This window comes from Streptomyces sp. NPDC085866, from assembly GCF_044541035.1.
Taxonomy (GTDB): Bacteria; Actinomycetota; Actinomycetes; order Streptomycetales; family Streptomycetaceae; genus Streptomyces.
This window is the reverse complement of sequence record NZ_JBITSQ010000004.1, coordinates 73251-90295: the sequence shown is the minus strand read 5'-3', so window position 1 is coordinate 90295 and position 17045 is coordinate 73251. Positions and strand designations below refer to the sequence as shown.

At 71.9% G+C, this 17045-nt stretch carries 13 protein-coding genes and 1 pseudogene; 9 read left to right on the top strand and 5 right to left on the bottom strand.

The features are described 5' to 3' along the window. Positions 1–20: 20 nt before the first annotated feature. The 4 genes and pseudogenes from ACIF83_RS10525 to ACIF83_RS10510 all read left to right on the top strand — a co-directional run. Positions 21–107 (top strand): annotated as a pseudogene (locus ACIF83_RS10525) (hypothetical protein); the annotation flags it as partial. Positions 108–152: 45 nt separating this feature from the next. Next, positions 153–2624, top strand: coding sequence for a tetratricopeptide repeat protein (locus ACIF83_RS10520; protein ID WP_399726276.1), 2472 nt, complete (start codon positions 153–155; stop codon positions 2622–2624). Further along, entirely contained in the window at positions 2621–3421 is an 801-nt protein-coding gene (locus ACIF83_RS10515; RefSeq protein ID WP_399725440.1) for a CHAT domain-containing protein, read from the top strand. The genes ACIF83_RS10520 and ACIF83_RS10515 overlap by 4 nt, the downstream gene beginning before the upstream one ends. 117 nt (positions 3422–3538) lie before the next feature. Continuing rightward, the gene (locus tag ACIF83_RS10510; protein WP_399725437.1) at positions 3539–5044 is read left to right on the top strand and encodes an IucA/IucC family protein; all 1506 of its coding nucleotides are present in this window, start codon (positions 3539–3541) and stop codon (positions 5042–5044) included. Here the strand turns inward: ACIF83_RS10510 and ACIF83_RS10505 are convergent. Continuing rightward, entirely contained in the window at positions 5041–6255 is a 1215-nt protein-coding gene (locus ACIF83_RS10505) for an FAD-dependent monooxygenase (protein ID WP_399725434.1), read from the bottom strand. The genes ACIF83_RS10510 and ACIF83_RS10505 overlap by 4 nt on opposite strands. 272 nt (positions 6256–6527) lie before the next feature. Between ACIF83_RS10505 and ACIF83_RS10500 the strand changes: the two genes are divergently transcribed. Genes ACIF83_RS10500 through ACIF83_RS10490 form a run of 3 tightly spaced genes read left to right on the top strand, consistent with a single transcriptional unit; the run spans position 6528 to position 11342 of the window. Next, positions 6528–7442, top strand: a complete 915-nt coding sequence (locus ACIF83_RS10500; RefSeq protein WP_393472858.1) for a HipA family kinase — start codon at positions 6528–6530, stop codon at positions 7440–7442. Beyond that, positions 7439–7717 carry a SelT/SelW/SelH family protein gene (locus ACIF83_RS10495; protein ID WP_399725430.1) on the top strand — a complete coding sequence of 93 codons (279 nt, stop codon included), beginning with the start codon at positions 7439–7441 and terminating at the stop codon, positions 7715–7717. The genes ACIF83_RS10500 and ACIF83_RS10495 overlap by 4 nt, the downstream gene beginning before the upstream one ends. 52 nt (positions 7718–7769) lie before the next feature. Beyond that, a complete protein-coding gene (locus ACIF83_RS10490) occupies positions 7770–11342 on the top strand; it encodes an NACHT and WD repeat domain-containing protein (protein WP_399725427.1) in 3573 nt (1190 codons plus the stop codon). A gap of 40 nt (positions 11343–11382) precedes the next feature. Here the strand turns inward: ACIF83_RS10490 and aceB are convergent, their stop codons facing one another. Both aceB and ACIF83_RS10480 read right to left on the bottom strand, forming a co-directional pair. Next, positions 11383–13008: a malate synthase A gene (gene aceB / locus ACIF83_RS10485; RefSeq protein WP_398138286.1), complete on the bottom strand. Its 1626-nt coding sequence runs from the start codon at positions 13006–13008 to the stop codon at positions 11383–11385. Positions 13009–13192: 184 nt separating this feature from the next. Next, positions 13193–13801 carry an NTP transferase domain-containing protein gene (locus tag ACIF83_RS10480; RefSeq protein WP_393472846.1) on the bottom strand — a complete coding sequence of 203 codons (609 nt, stop codon included), beginning with the start codon at positions 13799–13801 and terminating at the stop codon, positions 13193–13195. Positions 13802–13931: 130 nt separating this feature from the next. On the opposite strand from ACIF83_RS10480, the gene ACIF83_RS10475 reads away from it, so the two are divergent. Further along, positions 13932–14258: a DUF5955 family protein gene (locus ACIF83_RS10475; protein WP_398138284.1), complete on the top strand. Its 327-nt coding sequence runs from the start codon at positions 13932–13934 to the stop codon at positions 14256–14258. 93 nt (positions 14259–14351) lie between these two features. On the opposite strand, the gene ACIF83_RS10470 is transcribed toward ACIF83_RS10475, so the two are convergent. Both ACIF83_RS10470 and ACIF83_RS10465 read right to left on the bottom strand, forming a co-directional pair. Continuing rightward, positions 14352–14486 (bottom strand): hypothetical protein, encoded by a 135-nt coding sequence (locus ACIF83_RS10470; RefSeq protein WP_398138283.1) that lies wholly within the window; start codon positions 14484–14486, stop codon positions 14352–14354. Positions 14487–14592: 106 nt separating this feature from the next. Continuing rightward, positions 14593–15387, bottom strand: a complete 795-nt coding sequence (locus ACIF83_RS10465; RefSeq protein ID WP_393472840.1) for an IclR family transcriptional regulator — start codon at positions 15385–15387, stop codon at positions 14593–14595. 274 nt (positions 15388–15661) lie between these two features. Between ACIF83_RS10465 and allB the strand changes: the two genes are divergently transcribed. Then, positions 15662–16999, top strand: a complete 1338-nt coding sequence (gene allB, locus ACIF83_RS10460) for an allantoinase AllB (RefSeq protein WP_393472837.1) — start codon at positions 15662–15664, stop codon at positions 16997–16999. The last annotated feature ends 46 nt before the right edge of the window (positions 17000–17045 follow it).

Below are 17045 nucleotides of genomic sequence, written 5' to 3'. Positions count from 1 at the left end.
CCTATCTTCCCAACCTGGCTATGGCGTTGAGCACCCTCGCTGTCCGGTTGTCGGAGGTGGGGCGGCGTCAGGAGGCTTTGGCGCCGGCTGAGGAAGCTGTCCAACTGCGTCGCGTGCTCGCTGAGGCCAGTCCTGACGCCTACCTTGACGACTTGGCCGGTGCGCTGAACAACCTCGCGATCGGGCTGGCGGAGGTGGGGCGGCGTCAGGAGGCGTTGGCGCCGGCCGAGGAAGCCGCCGATATCTACCGGGTGCTCGCCGAGGCCAGTCCTGACGCTCACCTTGACGACCTGGCTGGTGCGCTGAACACCCTCGCGATCGGGCTGGCGGAGGTGGGACGGGGCCAAGATGCTTTGGTCCTGGCCGAGGAAGCCACTGATATCTACCGGGTGCTCGCCGAGGCCAGTCCTGACGCCTATCTTCCCAACGTGGCTGGTGCGCTGAGCACCCTCGCGATCGGGCTGTCGGAGGTGGGGCGGCGTCAGGAGGCTTTGGCGCCGGCTGAGGAAGCTGTCCAACTGCGTCGCGTGCTCGCTGAGGCCAGTCCTGACGCCTACCTTGACGACTTGGCCGGTGCGCTGAACAACCTCGCTATTCGGCTGTCGGAGGTGGGGCGGCGGCACGAGGCTTTGGCGCTGGCTGAGGAAGCCGCCGATATCTATCGGGTGCTCGCGGAGGCCAGTCCTGACGCCTACCTTGATGACCTGGCCATGGCGCTGAACACCCTCGCTGTTCGGCTGTCGGGGGTGGGGCGGCGGCAGGAAGCTTTGGCCCTGGGCGAGGAAGCCGCCGATATCTATCGGGTGCTCGCGGAGGCCAGTCCTGACGCCTATCTTCCCAACCTGGCTGGTGCGCTGAACAACCTCGCCGTCCGGTTGGCGGAGATGGGGCGGCGTCAGGAGGCTTTGGCGCCGGCTGAGGAAGCCGTCCAACTGCGCCGCGTGCTCGCCGAGGCCAGCCCTGACGCCTACCTTGACAACTTGGCCGGTGCGCTGAACAACCTCGCTATTCGGCTGTCGGAGGTGGGGCGGGGCCAGGAGGCTTTGGCGCCGGCCGAGGAAGCCGCCGATATCTACCGGCGGCTCGCCGAGGCCAGTCCTGACACCTACCTCCCTAACCTGGCCGGTGCGCTGAATACGCTCGCCAACCGGCTGTCTGAGGTCGGCCGGGGCCAGGAGGCTTTGGCGCCGGCCGAGGAAGCCGTCCAACTGCGCCGTGTGCTCGCCGAGGCCAGTCCTGACGCCTACCTTCCTAACCTGGCCGGTGCGCTGAACAACCTCGCCAACCGGTTGTCGGAGGTGGGGCGGGGCCAGGAGGCGTTGGCGCCGGCCGAGGAAGCCGCCGATATCTACCGGCGGCTCGCCAAGGCCAGTCCTGACGCCTACCTTCCCAACCTGGCCATGGCGCTGAACACTCTCGCCAACCGGCTGTCGGAGACGGGGCGGAGTCAGGAAGCCCTTCAGCACTACGAGGAGATCATCGCCGAGTGGCCCGGTCCGCCACAGGCCGCAGCAGAGCTCGCCTACCACCGAGCCCTGTTCCTTGTGAGGAACGGCGAGACGGGCGACGGCGTTGAGGCGCTGTGCGGCCTACTTACTCCGCCCGACCCCATCAACGGTGAGACCATCTTCCAAATCCGGCAGAGTCTGCGGGAGGCCGTCGAATCCGATCCCGAAGTGCGTGAAACCGTCACCCGGCTGTGCGCGGACCAAGGCGTCGCCTCCGAACCGCCGTCCTGGCTGGAGCTCACGGATACGGTTCTCCAGCTGACCGCAGACTGGATGAGAACGAAGACCTGGGTTGAGTCACGAGACTTCCTCACCACCCACCCTGCCTTGCTCGACGACCACTCCCGTACCGCCCTCCGGGAGTGGTCGCTGCTAGGTGAATACGCTGACTTCCACATCGAAGTGCTGGAGCAGCTGGTGTCCGGCGTTCCGGTGGACATGGTGTACCGGCCACTCGTACTGCAAGAAATCCTGACCGCCTGGATTCGGACGAGCACCGAAGGCGAGGGCTGGTCGGCCTCGGCGGCCTACCTGGCCGAGCACGCGGCCGACCTGCTCGCCCCCGACGCGGACGCAGCGCTGGCCGCTATGGACGAGGACAACGACGGCGCGGACCGGGTGGTCGCCGTCCATCGGGCCATCGCGGCGCTGGCAGTAGCCGACGGCATCGACGCCGCCTACAACCTGCTGGAAGACCGACAAGCCCTGCACGCCCGTGTCCAGACGGCATTGGAGGCCGCAGATGGACCGGCGCTCGCCTGGCTCGCGTTCATCGAGGACGGCGTGTACGACGCTCCATGGGCAGCCGCAGTGCACTGGCTGGCAGCCCAGGCCCTCGACGACACTTCTGTGACCGGTGGTTCCGACAGCGAGAACGCCGACCGCGGGCCAAGCACCCCCGTCGCAGCCGTCCATGCGGCAACGCAGGCCGCAGATCCCGCACCGGCACAGATCCTGAGCGCTGCGGCACGCGCAAAGGCACCCGATGCGGACGAACGAAACCGAGCGGTGGCCGAACTCGCAGCCCTCATGGCCGCACGCCCCACCCGGGCCGCAGCGCTCGGTGAACTCCTCCAGGCGGTCCTCGCCGCACCGGTTCAGGCGCCAGAGGAGTGACCGGACCGCAGCCGACGGGCGTCCTGATGCTGTCCGCGGTCGCCACCCGGCTCGGCGGCCCGGACACCGGCGAGGAGCAGCGGCAGGTCGACCGCATGATCCGGGAGGCCCGCTACCGCGACGGGCTGGCCCTGCACACCGCCCAGGCAGTGCAGGGCGAGGACATCCTCGGCCACCTGCTGGACCACGAGCCGACGGTGCTGCACTTCTCCGGGCATGCGAGCGACACCGGCCTGCGCGTCCTGACCCCGGACGGCGGTGACGCGCCCCTGGTCACCGAAGGACTGGGCGACCTCCTGGCCGCCGCCGGCAAGCAGGTGCGGCTCGTGGTGCTCAACGCCTGCGCCACCGACCCCATCGCCCAGGACCTGGCCGAAGTCACCGGCTGCGCGATCGGCTACCCCGCGCAGGTGAGCGACCGGACGGCCATCACCTTCGCCACCCAGTTCTACCGCTGCGTAGGCGCCGGCATGCCCGTGGGCCCGGCCTACGAGGCCGCACGGGCGGTGATCCGGATGTACGGGGCCGACGAGAACGAACTCCCCGTCCTCCGCCAGAGCCCTGCGGTGAACATGGACGCCCTGCACCTCCTGCACCCCGCCTTCCTCCCGCCCCCACCAGCACAGGGGCGAATCCCCGACCCCACCGCCTTCCTCGCGCGCCGCACCGGGACCAAGCGCTACACCGTCCTGGCCACCGGCACGACGGACTCGGAAACAGACCTGCGCGCCGAACTCGCCGACAGAAACATGAATGTTCAGTGGATTCAGGTGGAGGAAACCACAGAGCGTGGATAACCCGCAGGACCCTGCACGGTCGTCCGGGTACACGGGGGCTCCTCGGGCGGGCAGCTCGGGGCACGATGGGCAGGGACGCCATTCATACTGATCGCTCGGGCCCAGGACGAAGAACGAATGGATCGCGTGGACCTCAAGCCCCCCGCCGACACCGTCGGACACCGCGCCGACGCGTACGCGGCCGCCCCCCTGCTCAACTGCCTGCTGCGAGAGGTCGCCGATCCGTACCCGGCCTCCGGGCCACGGCCGGTCTTCCGGCTGCCCGGGACCGGCCGGCTGCTGCGGGTGCGGCCCGGGCGGCGGCCCGCCGACCCCGAGGTGCAGGCCGCGGGGGACTGGCACCGGCTCGGCCACTCCGAACTGGTCAAACTGGTCGCCGAGGAGCTGCGCCGGCACACCGGGCTGTCCAACGGCGACCTGCCCACCGAGATGATCGACAGCCGGGACGTGGTCGCCGCCTTGCTCACCGCCCGTGCCGGGGCGACGGCGCCCGAGGATCCGTACCTGCGTTCCGAGCACTCCCTGATCACCGGCCACCCCCACCACCCGGCTCCCAAGGCGCGCGGCGGCGGCCCGGTCACGGCCTGGCTGCCCTACGCCCCCGAGGCCCACGCGCACTTCCCGCTGGTGCTGCTCGGCGTCCGCGAGGACCAGGTGGCCGAGGAGGGCGACACCCGCGCCCTGGACGCCCTCGGTACGGCCCCGCCCGGCTACCGGCTGCTGCCCGCCCACCCCTGGCAGCTCGACCTCGTCGGCCGCGACCTCGCCCCGGCCTTCGCCGACGGCCGCCTGGTCCGGCTCGGCGCCACCGCCTTCGACGCCTGGCCCACGGCGGCGATCCGTACGGTGTACGAGCCCCGGCGCGACCTGTTCCTGAAGTTCAGCCTGGACGTGCGGATCACCAACGACATCCGTCGGCTGTGGCGCCACGACCTGTTGAAACTGCGCCGCACCGACTCGGCCGCCAACGCCGCCTTCGCCGCCATGGGCCCGCCCGCGGCCTGGCTGAGCGACCGCGGGTACCGCACCGCCGCCTTCGCCTTCGAGGAGCTGGCCGTGCTCGTGCGGGACGGGCTGCGCGGCCACCTGCTGCCGGGTACGACCCCGCTGCTCGCGGCCGGGCTCGCGGAGGGCTTCGAGGGCAGCCCGCCGGCCGCCACGGCCGATCCGGACGCCTGGTGGGAGGCGTACCTGCGGCAGGTGGTCCCGCCCGCCCTCACGGCGTTCGACGCCCACGGGGTCGTGATCGAGGCGCATCTGCAGAACACGCTGGTCGCCGTGGACGCGGCCGGCACGCCCGTGCAGGCGCTGTTCCGGGACGCCGAGGGTGCCAAGGTCCTGCCGGACGTGTCCCGGGCCGCCGGCTGGGAGCGGCTCGTCTACTGCCTGGTCGTCAACCACCTCAGCGAGATCGCCGCCGCCCTCGCCGAACACCACCCCGGCTTCGACCCGTGGCCCGCCGCCCGCCGCGAACTCGCCCGCCACGACCTTCCCGAGATCCCGGCCCTGCTCTCCTCGCCGACCTTGCCCGGCAAGACCAACCTGCTGCTGCGCTGGACAGCCGCGGACGGCGCGGACGCCCGCTATCTGCCACTGCCGAATCCGCTGGCCGAAAGGGGTTAGTCCGTCAGTTCCCGCCCTCCGAACGCCCCGGTCCCGTCCGCCTGCTTCCACCAGGTCTCCAGGCCCGTCTGGTCGAGCGCACGCCAGTTCGGGGTCTCCTGGACCAGGGCTCGGCCGAGCCGTCGCCCCAGATCGACCATGCCCCGGCCGGCGGGCGCGCGTGCGGCGTCGTACGCGGCCAGTGCGTCGGACCAGGTCGCCGTCGACGTCAGGGCCGACTCCAGGACCGTGGCGTCCTGGAGCGCCTTGACGGCACCCGCGCCGGTGTGCGGGCGCGCGACCGCGGCCGCGTCGCCCATGAGGAGCGCACGGCCCACCGCGTAACGGGGCGCCGTGAAGTCGTACATGGGCTGCAGGAACAGCTCGTCGTGGGTCGTCGCCCGTACCAGGTCGCCCCAGTAGGGAGGCAGTAACTCGGCGGCGACGTACGCCAGATGGGCGCGCAGCCCGTCGCCCGCCGTGCCCGGAGGCAGGCTCGTGGGGGTCTCGAGGCCCTGGTCGAGGCCCGGCGGCGGGGCTGTGTACAGGACCCAGTTGACCCGGTGTGCGCCGTCGGTCCCGTCCGGGATCCGGTACACGATGAGATGGCCGCCCTCGAAGACGACGTACGCGCACTCTTCCTCGGCCCACAGTTCCGGGTCGCGCAGCCGGGCCGACGGGTAGGCGCCGCGCCAGGCGAGGTAGCCGGCGTACTCGGGGCGGACGTCGGCGCATACGGCCGCACGCACGGCCGAGCGGTAGCCGTCCGCGCCGATCACCACGTCGTACCGCTCGGTGCGCCCGCCCGCGTGCACCTCGGCGCCGTCCGGCGTCACCTCGACCGCTTCGATCGCCGAGCCGGTCCGGAAGTCGGCCGCCTCCGGCACCCGGTGACGCAGCGCGCGCCAGAGCGGGCCCCAGTTGTAGGTGCGGAACGGGAAGGGCATCACGGCGATCTCACGGCCCAGCGGGCCGTCGGGCGCGGCGTCGTCCCGGACGTACCAGCGGCGGCTGACGAGCCGCACCCACGGCATCGAGGCGTCGAGATGGCCGGCCGCCTCCAGCTCCGCGTAGCGGTCGTTGTGTACGGCGAGCCCGACTCCGCGGTCGGCCAGGCGGCCCGCCGCACGCTCGTACACCGTGATCCTCTCGGTCCCGCCCCGCCCCAGCGCGAGCGCCGCCGCGCATCCCGCGATGCTCCCGCCCACGACCGCGACCCTGCCACCACGCATTCCGAGCCCCTTCGTCGTCCTCGGCGCCGGTCCGGCGCGCCGCGCGGGACCATGCTGCCAGCCAGGCGATCACCCGGCCCCGGGAATCCGCGCCGACGGCCGGATCCCGCCCTGGATCGGGCCGCCGGCGTGCCGCGGTTCGGCAGCGCCCGGAAGGGCTGCGGGACTGTTTCGATCTGTGACTGCGCCCGTGGGCGCGACCAGCCACAACGGGCCGCAGAGAATCGACGGCACATCGCGGCACTCCGAGCGGAGCGCTTACGCTGGCCGGTGTGCTGCGCGACGTGACTGCTGTTCGATACGTGACCCCGCTCAGGTCCGGCGGCTCCGTCCCCGGAGTCGTCGAGGCCGACGACCTCGGCACGTATGTCGTGAAGTTCACCGGCTCGGCACAGGGCCACAAGGCGCTGGTCGCCGAGGTGATCGTCGGTGAACTCGCCCGCGCGCTCGGCCTGCGCTTCCCCGAACTGGTCCTCGTGCACTTCGACCCGGCCATCGCCGCCGACGAGCCGCACCAGGAGGTGCGCGATCTGCACGACGCCAGTGCGGGGGTCAACCTGGGGATGGACTACCTGTCGGGGGCGAAGGACTTCACCCCGGAGATCGCGAAGACCTTCCCCGTGGACCCTCTGGAGGCCGGCCGGATCGTCTGGCTCGACGCCCTGACCGTCAACGTGGACCGTACGGTGCACAGCTCCAACCTGATGGTCTGGCCGACGTTCGGCACCGCGCCCGCGCGCCTGTGGCTCATCGACCACGGCGCCGCCCTCGTCTTCCACCATCGCTGGGACACCACGACCCCGGGCAAGAAGTACGACTTCCGCCACCACGCCCTCGGCCACTACGGCCCCGACGTCCGGGCCGCCGACGCCGAACTGGCCCCCCGCGTGACCGAGGAGCTGCTGCGGGCCGTCGTCGCCGAGGTGCCGGACCCCTGGCTGGCCGAGGACGCCGGGTTCGCCACGCCCGACGACGTCCGCGCCGCCTATGTCGACTACCTCCTCTCGCGCGTCCGGCTGTCCCAGGAGTGGCTGCCCACCGACTTCCCGAGCCGTGAGGAACTCGCGGCCGAGGAGGCCGCCCGCGCGGCGAAGACCCAGCAGGGCCGCCCGGCCTGGCTCAAGCGGGTCCCCGACCTGCACGGCAAGCCGGCGGCGGAACAGGATTGGTCGGTGCACCTCGGATGACCCACCGCGTCCAGATCGAGTACTGCACCCAGTGCCGCTGGCTGCCACGCGCGGCCTGGCTGGCGCAGGAGCTGCTCATCACCTTCGAGACCGAGCTGACCGAGCTGTCGCTCAAGCCCGGCACCGGGGGTGTCTTCGTCGTCCGTGTGGACGACGAGGTCGTCTGGGACCGCCGCGAACAGGGCTTCCCGGAGCCCACGGCGGTCAAGCGCCTCGTCCGCGACCGTGTGGCCCCGGGGAAGCCGCTGGGCCACTCGGACAGGGCCGCCGAGTGATGTCGGCCCGTCCGGCGGCCGGCATATCGGCCCGGCCGGCGTCCGGCGTCCGGTGAAGGGCACCAGGAGGACGAGCCTCGACCTCACGTCGCTGCTTCTCGGACTGGTCTTCGGTGTCGGCACCAACCTCCTCACCGCGGACCCGGACGGCTGGTGGGGCCCGCTGCGCGCGGTGAACCGGTACGCCGTCGTATGGCTTCCGGTCGGCGTCGCGGCCGTGGTCGCCCGGGAACTCGGGCTGCGGTGGCGGGAGCGGCGCAGGGTGCCCTGGACGCGGGACGACAGCCCGTACCCCGGCCTGGAGGCCTTCGCCGAGGACCGTACGGACGTCTTCTTCGGCCGTGAGGACGAGATCCGGGACGCGGTGCGCGCGTTGACCGCCGCCCGCTCGCCCGCGCAGCGCGTGCTCACCGTGGTCGGCCCGTCCGGCTGCGGCAAGTCCTCCTTCGTCGCGGCGGGCGTCCTGCCGGAACTCGGGCGTCGCCGCTGGGCGGTCCTCGGCCCGCTCCGACTCGGCTCCAGCCCCTTCCTTGCTCTGGCACAGGCCCTGACACCGCGCGCGACGGAGCGACAGGACGACCCGGTCGTACGACTTGCGCGCGAGATGCGCCAAGAGGCCTCGGACGGAGGCGACCTGACGGTGTGTCCGGCAGCGCTGCGAGCGGCTCTGGGGAACCGGGCGCGGATGGTCCTCGCGATCGACCAGTTCGAGGACGTCGTCCGCATGACCTCGTCCGCCGAACGCGAGCTGTTCCTGGGGACGTTACGGGTGCTGGTGCACGCACTCCCGCAGCTGCACCTCGTCCTCACCCTGCCGTCCGGCTTCCTGCACGACCCCGCGCTGGAGCGGTACGCCGACCTCCTGCGCACCCGGTTCCCGCTCGGCACGCTCACCTCGCGGCAGACCAGGGCCGTCATCGCGGGACCTGCGCGGGCCGCGGGCGCGGACATCGCCGAGGAGGTGGTGGACGACCTGGTGGTCGAGGCCACCGAGGGCGACGCCCTGCCCCTGCTCGGCCAGTTGCTGCGCGACCTGTACGAGGCGGCGGGCCCGGACCACGTCATCGGACGGGAGCTGCTGGCGCGGACCGGCCCGCTGTCCCAGGCCATCGCCCGGTACGCGGAAGGCGCCTATGCGCGGCTCGTCGCCGAACACCCCGAAGAGCGGGTGGAGTCGGTGCTCCTGAGGTTCGTCGCCTGGGACGAAAGGGGCTTCTCCCGGCAGTCCGTTCGCCGACCCTCCCTGGACGCGGCCGGACTGGCGGTCGTCGAGGACCTGCGCCAGGCCCGCCTCGTCACGGATGTCGACGAGGGCGAGGCCTTCGACCTCGTCCACGAGGCGCTGCTGCGGCACTGGCCCCGACTGCGCGAGCTGACGGAACGTCACCAGGGTGTACTGCGCCGCAGCACGGACCTTGAACGCCGGGCCGCGGCCTGGCTGGCGAACGACCGGTCCGCGGACGACCTGTTGCACGGGCAGCGGCTCGCCCAGGCACGGGAACTGGCCGGGTCGCACGGCGTCTCCGCGGTGCTCGCCGAGTTGGTCGCCGCCTCCCGGGCGAGGGCGGAGGCCACGGCCGAGGAGCGTGCCGGCGATCTCGCCGAGCGGGCCCAGCAGGCCTACGCGCTGCGTGGGGAGAGGCAGTTGGCGCTGGCGCTCGCGGCGGCCGCCGTACGCGAGTTCACGGCGACCGAGAAGGTGGCTCTCACCCTGTGGGGGATCGGGCACGGCCCGGTGGTCGACAACCTCGGACTCGGGCACGCGGGGACGGTGCTCGCGCTCGGCTGGGACCCGGGGAGCGGGCAGCTGCGGACGACAGGGACGGAGGGTGACTTGTGCACCTGGACGGCTCGCGGTGACCTGGTCAGCCAGGAGCCCGTGGGACTGGGGGAGTTGCGAGGGGCGGGCATCGCCGGGGACGCCTACTGGGTGGACACCCCTGGGATGCTCGCCGTAAGACGCTTCGACGCTCCCGAGTTCTGGTCCGCCACGGGCGCGGCCGGTCCCTTCGGAGACCGGGCGTTCGCGCTGTCACCGGACGGCTGGCGCGCCGCCGCCCAGCTGGCCGGCAGCGGCGTCGACATCATCGACTTCACACCTGTGCCGCAGGGACGGCTCGCAGAGGTACGCCACTCCTACGAGGCGCCGCCGATCAAGGCGCCGGCGTGGTCGCCCGACTGCTCGCTCCTGGCGCTGTTCTCCTGGAACGAGCTGCGCGTCGTACGGCTGCCGGACGGCGAGCCGGCCTGGCGGATCGTCAGGGGGGACGATGAACTTCCCGGAACCACCTCGTGGTTCGCCTGGGCCCCGGACGGCCGACGAGCCGCGGAGGCGTCCCGTCGTACCGTGCGGATCAGGGCCGCCGAGGACGGCACCGTCCTGGACGAGTGGGACACCGGGGTGGAAGCCGGCGGTGTCTTCTGGTCGCCCGACGGAGAGATGGTGGCCGTGGCGGTGTCCGACGCCGGCCGGGAAGCGAGCGCGGCGATCACGGTGTGGCGGGTCGCCGACCACACGCTGCTGCGCCGCCTGCGTACCCCCTGGGGCGCCGAGGAGATCGCCTGGCGCGCCGACAGCACCTGCTTCGCCTGGCGGTCGCGGTTCAGCGGCGTGTGGATCGGTGATCACGGCTCGTGGCGTCCCCGGCCGCTGCCGGGCGGCTTGCTGCGCAGCGTTTCGTCGGAAGCGGGGCGGGTGGCCGCCGTCGTGCAGGGTGGCGATGCCGTCCACGTGACGGAGCCCGGCACCGGCGCCGGACCGTGGAAGGTCGTCACGGCTCGCGATCCGAAGCCGGTGCTGCTCGCCTGGCAGCCGGGGGCGGACCGGCTGGCGGTCTGCTTCGCCGGCGGCCGCGTGGAGATCGTGGACCCCGCCGCAGGCCGCTGTGCCGCCGCGACGTCCACGGCGTACGACATGGTTGACGGCGTCCTGTGGTCCCCGGACGGTTCGCTCCTCGCCACGGTCAGCCATGACTTCGTGACGGTCACCCACCGCATCGAGGTCTGGGATCCCGTGACGGGTAGCCGCCTAGCCCGGACCGAGGACATCGAGCGCGGGACCGACGTGCTGGCCTGGAGCCCCGACGGCCGTCGTCTCGTGACCGCCGAGAAAGAGGGCCCCCTGGTGGTCCGGGACGCCTCGACCGGCCGACGGCTGCTCGACATCCCCGTGGACGAAGGGGCTACCGCGGGCGCTGCCTGCTGGTCGCCCGACGGGCGTCGGATCGCCTTCCTCGACGGGGAGTCGGCCGTACGGATCTGCGGAGCCGACGACGGCGCACCCCTGGTGCGATCCGCCGCCACCTACGGGAAGGCCGCCGTACTGCTGTGGTCCCCCGACGGACGCCTGCTCGCGACCGCGGGGGACGGGTGGGTCGCCTTCTGGCGGGCGGAGACGGGGGAGTGCCAGGCGGTGTCCCGGCTGGAGTGCCGGGTGCCGCTGGACGCGCGCTGGTCCGGCGACGGCCGCTCGTTCGCCGTGATCGGCGAGAACCACCGCCGCTACACCTGGTCGCTGCCCGACGGCACGGACGCCCGGCGGTGCGAAGCGCTCCTGGAGCGGTCGGCGGACGAGCTGCGCGCGCTGACCGCCGAGGAGCGCCGACGGTACGGGCTGTCCACGTGAACGCCCCCGGCACCGGGTGGCGCCGGGGGCGTGGGCGGGGTCAGCCGCGCAGCTGCTCGTACGCCGGCAGGGTGAGGAAGTCGGCGTAGTCGTCGTCGAGGGACACCTGGAGCAGCAGGTCGTGGGCCTGCTGCCAGTGACCGGCCGCGAAGGCCTCCTCGCCGATCTCCTTGCGGATGGAGTCCAGTTCCTCGGCGGCGACCTTGCGGGCCAGCTCCGGGGTGGCCCTGTCGCCGTTCTCGAACTCGACGCCCGCGTTGATCCACTGCCAGATCTGGGAGCGGGAGATCTCCGCGGTGGCCGCGTCCTCCATCAGGTTGAAGATGGCGACCGCGCCGAGCCCGCGCAGCCAGGCCTCGATGTACCGGATGCCGACCTGGACGGCGTTGACGAGCCCGTGGTAGGTCGGCTTCGCGTCCAGCGAGTCGATCGCGATGAGGTCGGCCGCCTCGACGTGGACGTCCTCGCGCAGGCGGTCCTTCTGGTTCGGCCGGTCGCCGAGGACCCGGTCGAAGGACTCCATGGCGATCGGGACCAGGTCCGGGTGGGCGACCCAGGAGCCGTCGAAGCCGTCGTTCGCCTCGCGGTCCTTGTCGGCGCGGACCTTCTCGAAGGCCACCTTGTTGACCTCGGCGTCCTTACGGGAGGGGATGAAGGCCGCCATGCCGCCGATGGCGTGCGCACCGCGCTTGTGGCAGGTGCGGACGAGGAGTTCGGTGTACGCCCGCATGAACGGGGCGGTCATCGTCACGGCGTTGCGGTCCGGCAGGACGAACTTCGGCCCGCCGTCGCGGAAGTTCTTCACGATGGAGAACAGGTAGTCCCAGCGGCCGGCGTTCAGCCCGGAGGCGTGGTCGCGCAGTTCGTAGAGGATCTCCTCCATCTCGTACGCCGCCGTGATCGTCTCGATCAGGACGGTGGCGCGGACGGTGCCCTGCGGGATGCCGAGGTAGTCCTGCGCGAAGACGAACACCTCGTTCCACAGGCGGGCCTCGAGGTGCGACTCGGTCTTGGGCAGGTAGAAGTACGGGCCCTTGCCGAGGTCCAGCAGACGCCGGGCGTTGTGGAAGAAGTACAGGCCGAAGTCGACGAAGGCGCCGGGGACCGGCTTGCCGTCGGCGTCGACGAGGTGGCGCTCGTTCAGGTGCCAGCCGCGCGGGCGCATGACGACGGTCGCCAGCTCCTCGTTCGGGCGCAGGGCGTACGACTTGCCGGTGCGCTCGTCCGTGAAGTCGATGTGGCGGGTGTAGGCGTCGCTCAGGTTGACCTGGCCGAGGATCACGTTCTCCCAGGTGGGCGCGGAGGCGTCCTCGAAGTCGGCGAGCCAGATCCGCGCGCCGGAGTTGAGCGCGTTGATGGTCATCTTGCGGTCGGTGGGGCCGGTGATCTCGACGCGCCGGTCGTTCAGCGCGGCCGGGGCCGGGGCGACCTGCCAGGAGTCGTCCGCGCGGACGGCGGCCGTCTCCGGGAGGAAGTCGAGCGTGGAGGTGCGGGCGATCTCGGCGCGGCGCTCCGCACGGCGGGCGAGGAGTTCGTCACGGCGCGGGGTGAACCGCTGGTGCAGCTCCGCCACGAAGGCGAGCGCCGCGTCGGTGAGGACCTCCTCCTGCCGGGGCAGGGGCTCGGCGTCGACGATGGCCAGCGGGGACGGCGCTGGTGCGGACATGAGCTGTCACTTCCTTCAGCGGTGGCACCGGGTGCCAAGTGGCGCGAATAGGACAGTGAGCGCCCGCTGTGCGGTCGGACGCTCCTGAACAGTGGATAGTAGTTTCCTCATCGTGGAACTTCAATGGTTTGTTGATGTCGAGATTCTCTGAGTCGAGGCAAGGTGGCGCTCGGTGCCACCCCGTTCACTCAAGGTGGCTCAGGTCGGCCTCCGTGTCGATGTCGTACGGCTCGGCCACGTCCGCGCACTCCACGAGACGGACCGCCGAGGCGTGTTCCTTCAGGTAGGCGCGTGCGCCGCGGTCGCCGGTGGCGGTCGCCGCGATGCCCGCCCAGTGGGCCGCGCCGAAGAGCACCGGATGCCCGCGTACGCCGTCGTAGGCGGCCGAGACCAGCGAGGTGTCGCCCTCGTACGCGCCGAGTACCCGGGCCACCGCGTCCGGCCCGATCCCCGGCTGGTCGACCAGGCTCACCAGGGCCGCGCGCACCTCCGTACCGGCGAGCGAGCCGAGCCCGGCGCGCAGGGAGGAGCCCATGCCCTCGGCCCAGTCGGGGTTGTCGACCAGTACGCAGCCGCCCAGCTCGGCCCGCTCCCGGACGTCGTCCGCCCGTGCGCCCAGGACGACGTGGATCCGGTCGCATCCGGCCGCACGCAGCACCCCGACCGCGTGTTCGACCAGGGGGCGTCCCCGGTGCTCCAGCAGCGCCTTGGGCCGCCCGCCGAGCCGTCTGCCGCCGCCGGCCGCGAGCAGCAGCCCGGCGATCTCCTCACGATGGTCCCGCTTGTCCGTCATGCGTCCTGCATACCTGACGCGGGCCGCGGCAGCCGGTTCCCTTGGGCTGAATTTCGGTCCGCGCTGTGGCGCCGCGGGGCGGCGTGGCGTTTACTGACCCGCGCATGACGGCGTGCCAGGGGGGAGGGCTGTGTTGCGGAGCTTGGGGCAAAGGCCAGTGACCGGCAGCGACGAGGATCCGAGAGTGGCGGAACTGCGGACCGCGGTGTCCCGGCTGCGCCGCGAACTCGCCGCGCTCCCGTCCGAGTTCCCCGACCGGGGCATAGCCGAGGACGAGCTGGCCACCCTGGCCGCGATGGCCACCGACGGCATGCCGGAGATCCCGCGCCTGCGCAGGTCCCTGTTACTGATCGCCGGCGCGATCGGCTCGGTCAGCGCACTGGCGCGCGGGCTGACGGGGGTGCGGGACGCGGTGGACCTGTTCGGGGAGCCGCCGCGCGACCGGCAGGGCGGATGAACCGGCCCTCCGTCAACCCTCGTTGACAACCTCCACGAAAGGCTGCCGCAGCCTCCTCCAGGCCGCCGCACTGTCGATACGCCGCGTCGGTGGTCATACGAAAACGTGATGGTGGGCGCGGCCTGCGGTGTGACGGTCGTCGGCGCCCTGGCCGGCGTACTGCTCCTGGACGAGTCCGCGGGGCTGCGCGAGTTCTTCGCCCACCAGGACCTCGTGCTGAACTCCCACGCCTTCGTGGTGGTCGTGGTGGGCGCGCTCGCGCTTCAGCGGCGCGGGGAACCGCGCGACAAGCCACGACGTATCCGCAGCCGCCGACGATCCGCAGCCCCCTCCGCTAGGCGCCCGAACTGGCCAGCGCCTGGGAAAGCTCCACGGCGATCCCCTGCAGCACAGGCACGATCTTGTCCGTCGCCGCCTCCGTCACCCGCCCCGCGGGCCCGGAGATGGAGATCGCGGCGGCCGTGGGGGAGTCCGGCACGGACACCGCGAGGCACCGCACCCCGATCTCCTGCTCGTTGTCGTCCACGGCGTATCCCAGCCGACGCACGTCCTCCAGCGCGGCCAGGAACCCGTCCGGCGTGGTGATGGTCTTCTCCGTCGCCGCAGGCATGCCGGTACGGGCGAGCAGGGCCCGCACCTCCTCGTCGGGCACGGAGGCCAGCAGCGCCTTGCCCACACCCGTCGAGTGCGGCAGGACCCGCCGCCCCACCTCGGTGAACATCCGCATCGAGTGCTTCGACGGCACCTGCGCCACGTACACGATCTCGTCGCCGTCCAGCAGCGCCATGTTCGCCGTCTCGCCGGTCTCCTCGACCAGCCTGGCGAGGTACGGCCGCGCCCAGGTGCCGAGCAGCCGGGACGCGGACTCGCCGAGCCGGATCAGCCGCGGGCCGAGCGCGTACCGCCGGTTCGGCTGCTGGCGTACGTAGCCGCAGGCCACCAGCGTGCGCATCAGGCGGTGGATGGTGGGAAGCGGCAGTCCGCTGGTGGCGGACAGCTCGCTGAGGCCGACCTCGCCGCCCGCGTCCGCCATTCGCTCGAGCAGGTCGAAGGCACGCTCCAGTGACTGGACCCCGCCGCTGGCGGAGGACTTGGCGGAGTCGTTGGTGCTGGCGCTGGACGTCGGCACGGCGCGTTCCTTTCGGGACTGGCAGGAAGGGCAGAAGCCTACCCGGCAGTCGGTTGACTCCCTGCTTGTACGTAGCTACGTTCTGCTTGCTGGAATTATAATTCCGCTTTGTGGAAACGTCCAGAGTGGGCGCTCGTCGGGCTCTGTCCAGAAGTGTGCCTCTTGACGGCGGGGTGGCGGGAGTGAAGACTCCTTCAACAGAACGTTGAATTCCGTTACGTGGGTGTAAATCCCGTTTCCTGGAAGTAAAACGGCGGCAGAGAGAGGGGTTCGGGTGTCCGACGCTGAACTGGTGCTGCGCTCGACGCGCGTCATCACTCCGGAAGGGACACGGGCCGCCACGGTCACCGTGTCCGCAGGCAGGATCACGGCCGTGCTGCCGTACGACGCCGAGGTCCCGGCCACGGCACGCCTGGAGGACTTCGGCGACCACGTCCTGCTGCCCGGCCTGGTCGACACCCACGTGCACGTCAACGACCCGGGCCGTACCGAGTGGGAGGGCTTCTGGACCGCCACGCGCGCGGCGGCGGCCGGCGGCATCACCACGCTCGTCGACATGCCCCTGAACTCCCTCCCGCCGACCACCACGGTCGAGAACCTGCGGGTGAAGCAGAAGGTGGCCGTCGACAAGGCGCACATCGACGTCGGCTTCTGGGGCGGCGCCCTGCCCGACAACGTCAAGGACCTGCGCCCACTGCACGACGCGGGGGTCTTCGGCTTCAAGGCGTTCCTGTCGCCGTCGGGCGTGGACGAGTTCCCGCACCTCGACCAGGAGCAGCTGGCCCAGTCCCTGGCGGAGATCGCCGGTTTCGACGGCCTGCTGATCGTGCACGCGGAGGACCCGCACCACCTCGCCGCCGCCCCCCAGCAGGGCGGCCCCAAGTACGCCGACTTCCTCGCCTCCCGGCCGCGTGACGCCGAGGACACGGCCATCGCGAACCTCGTCGCGCAGGCCAGGCGGCTCAACGCGCGCGTGCACATCCTGCACCTGTCCTCCAGCGACGCGCTGCCGCTGATCGCCGCCGCCCGGGCCGAGGGCATCCGCGTCACGGTCGAGACCTGCCCGCACTACCTGACGCTCACGGCCGAGGAAGTCCCCGACGGCGCCAGCGAGTTCAAGTGCTGCCCGCCCATCCGCGAGTCCGCCAACCAGGACCTGCTCTGGCAGGCGTTGGCCGACGGCACCATCGACTGCGTCGTCACCGACCACTCGCCCTCGACGGCCGACCTGAAGACCGACGACTTCGCCACCGCCTGGGGCGGCATCTCCGGCCTCCAGCTGAGCCTGTCGGCCGTGTGGACCGAGGCCCGCAGGCGCGGCCACGGCCTGGAGGACGTGGTCCGCTGGATGTCCACGCGGACGGCCGCCCTGGTCGGCCTGCGCGACAAGGGCGCCATCGAGGCGGGCCGCGACGCCGACTTCGCCGTCCTCGCCCCCGACGAGACCTTCACCGTCGACCCGGCCGGCCTCCAGCACCGCAACCGGGTCACCGCGTACGCCGGCAAGACCCTGTACGGCGTCGTCAAGTCCACCTGGCTGCGCGGCGAGCGCATCGTCGCGGACGGCGAGTTCACCGAGCCGAGGGGCCGACTGCTCTCCCGCCCTCAGTAAGCCACCCTGCGCACCCGCATCCCGCCGACTCCCGAAAGGAACCCCT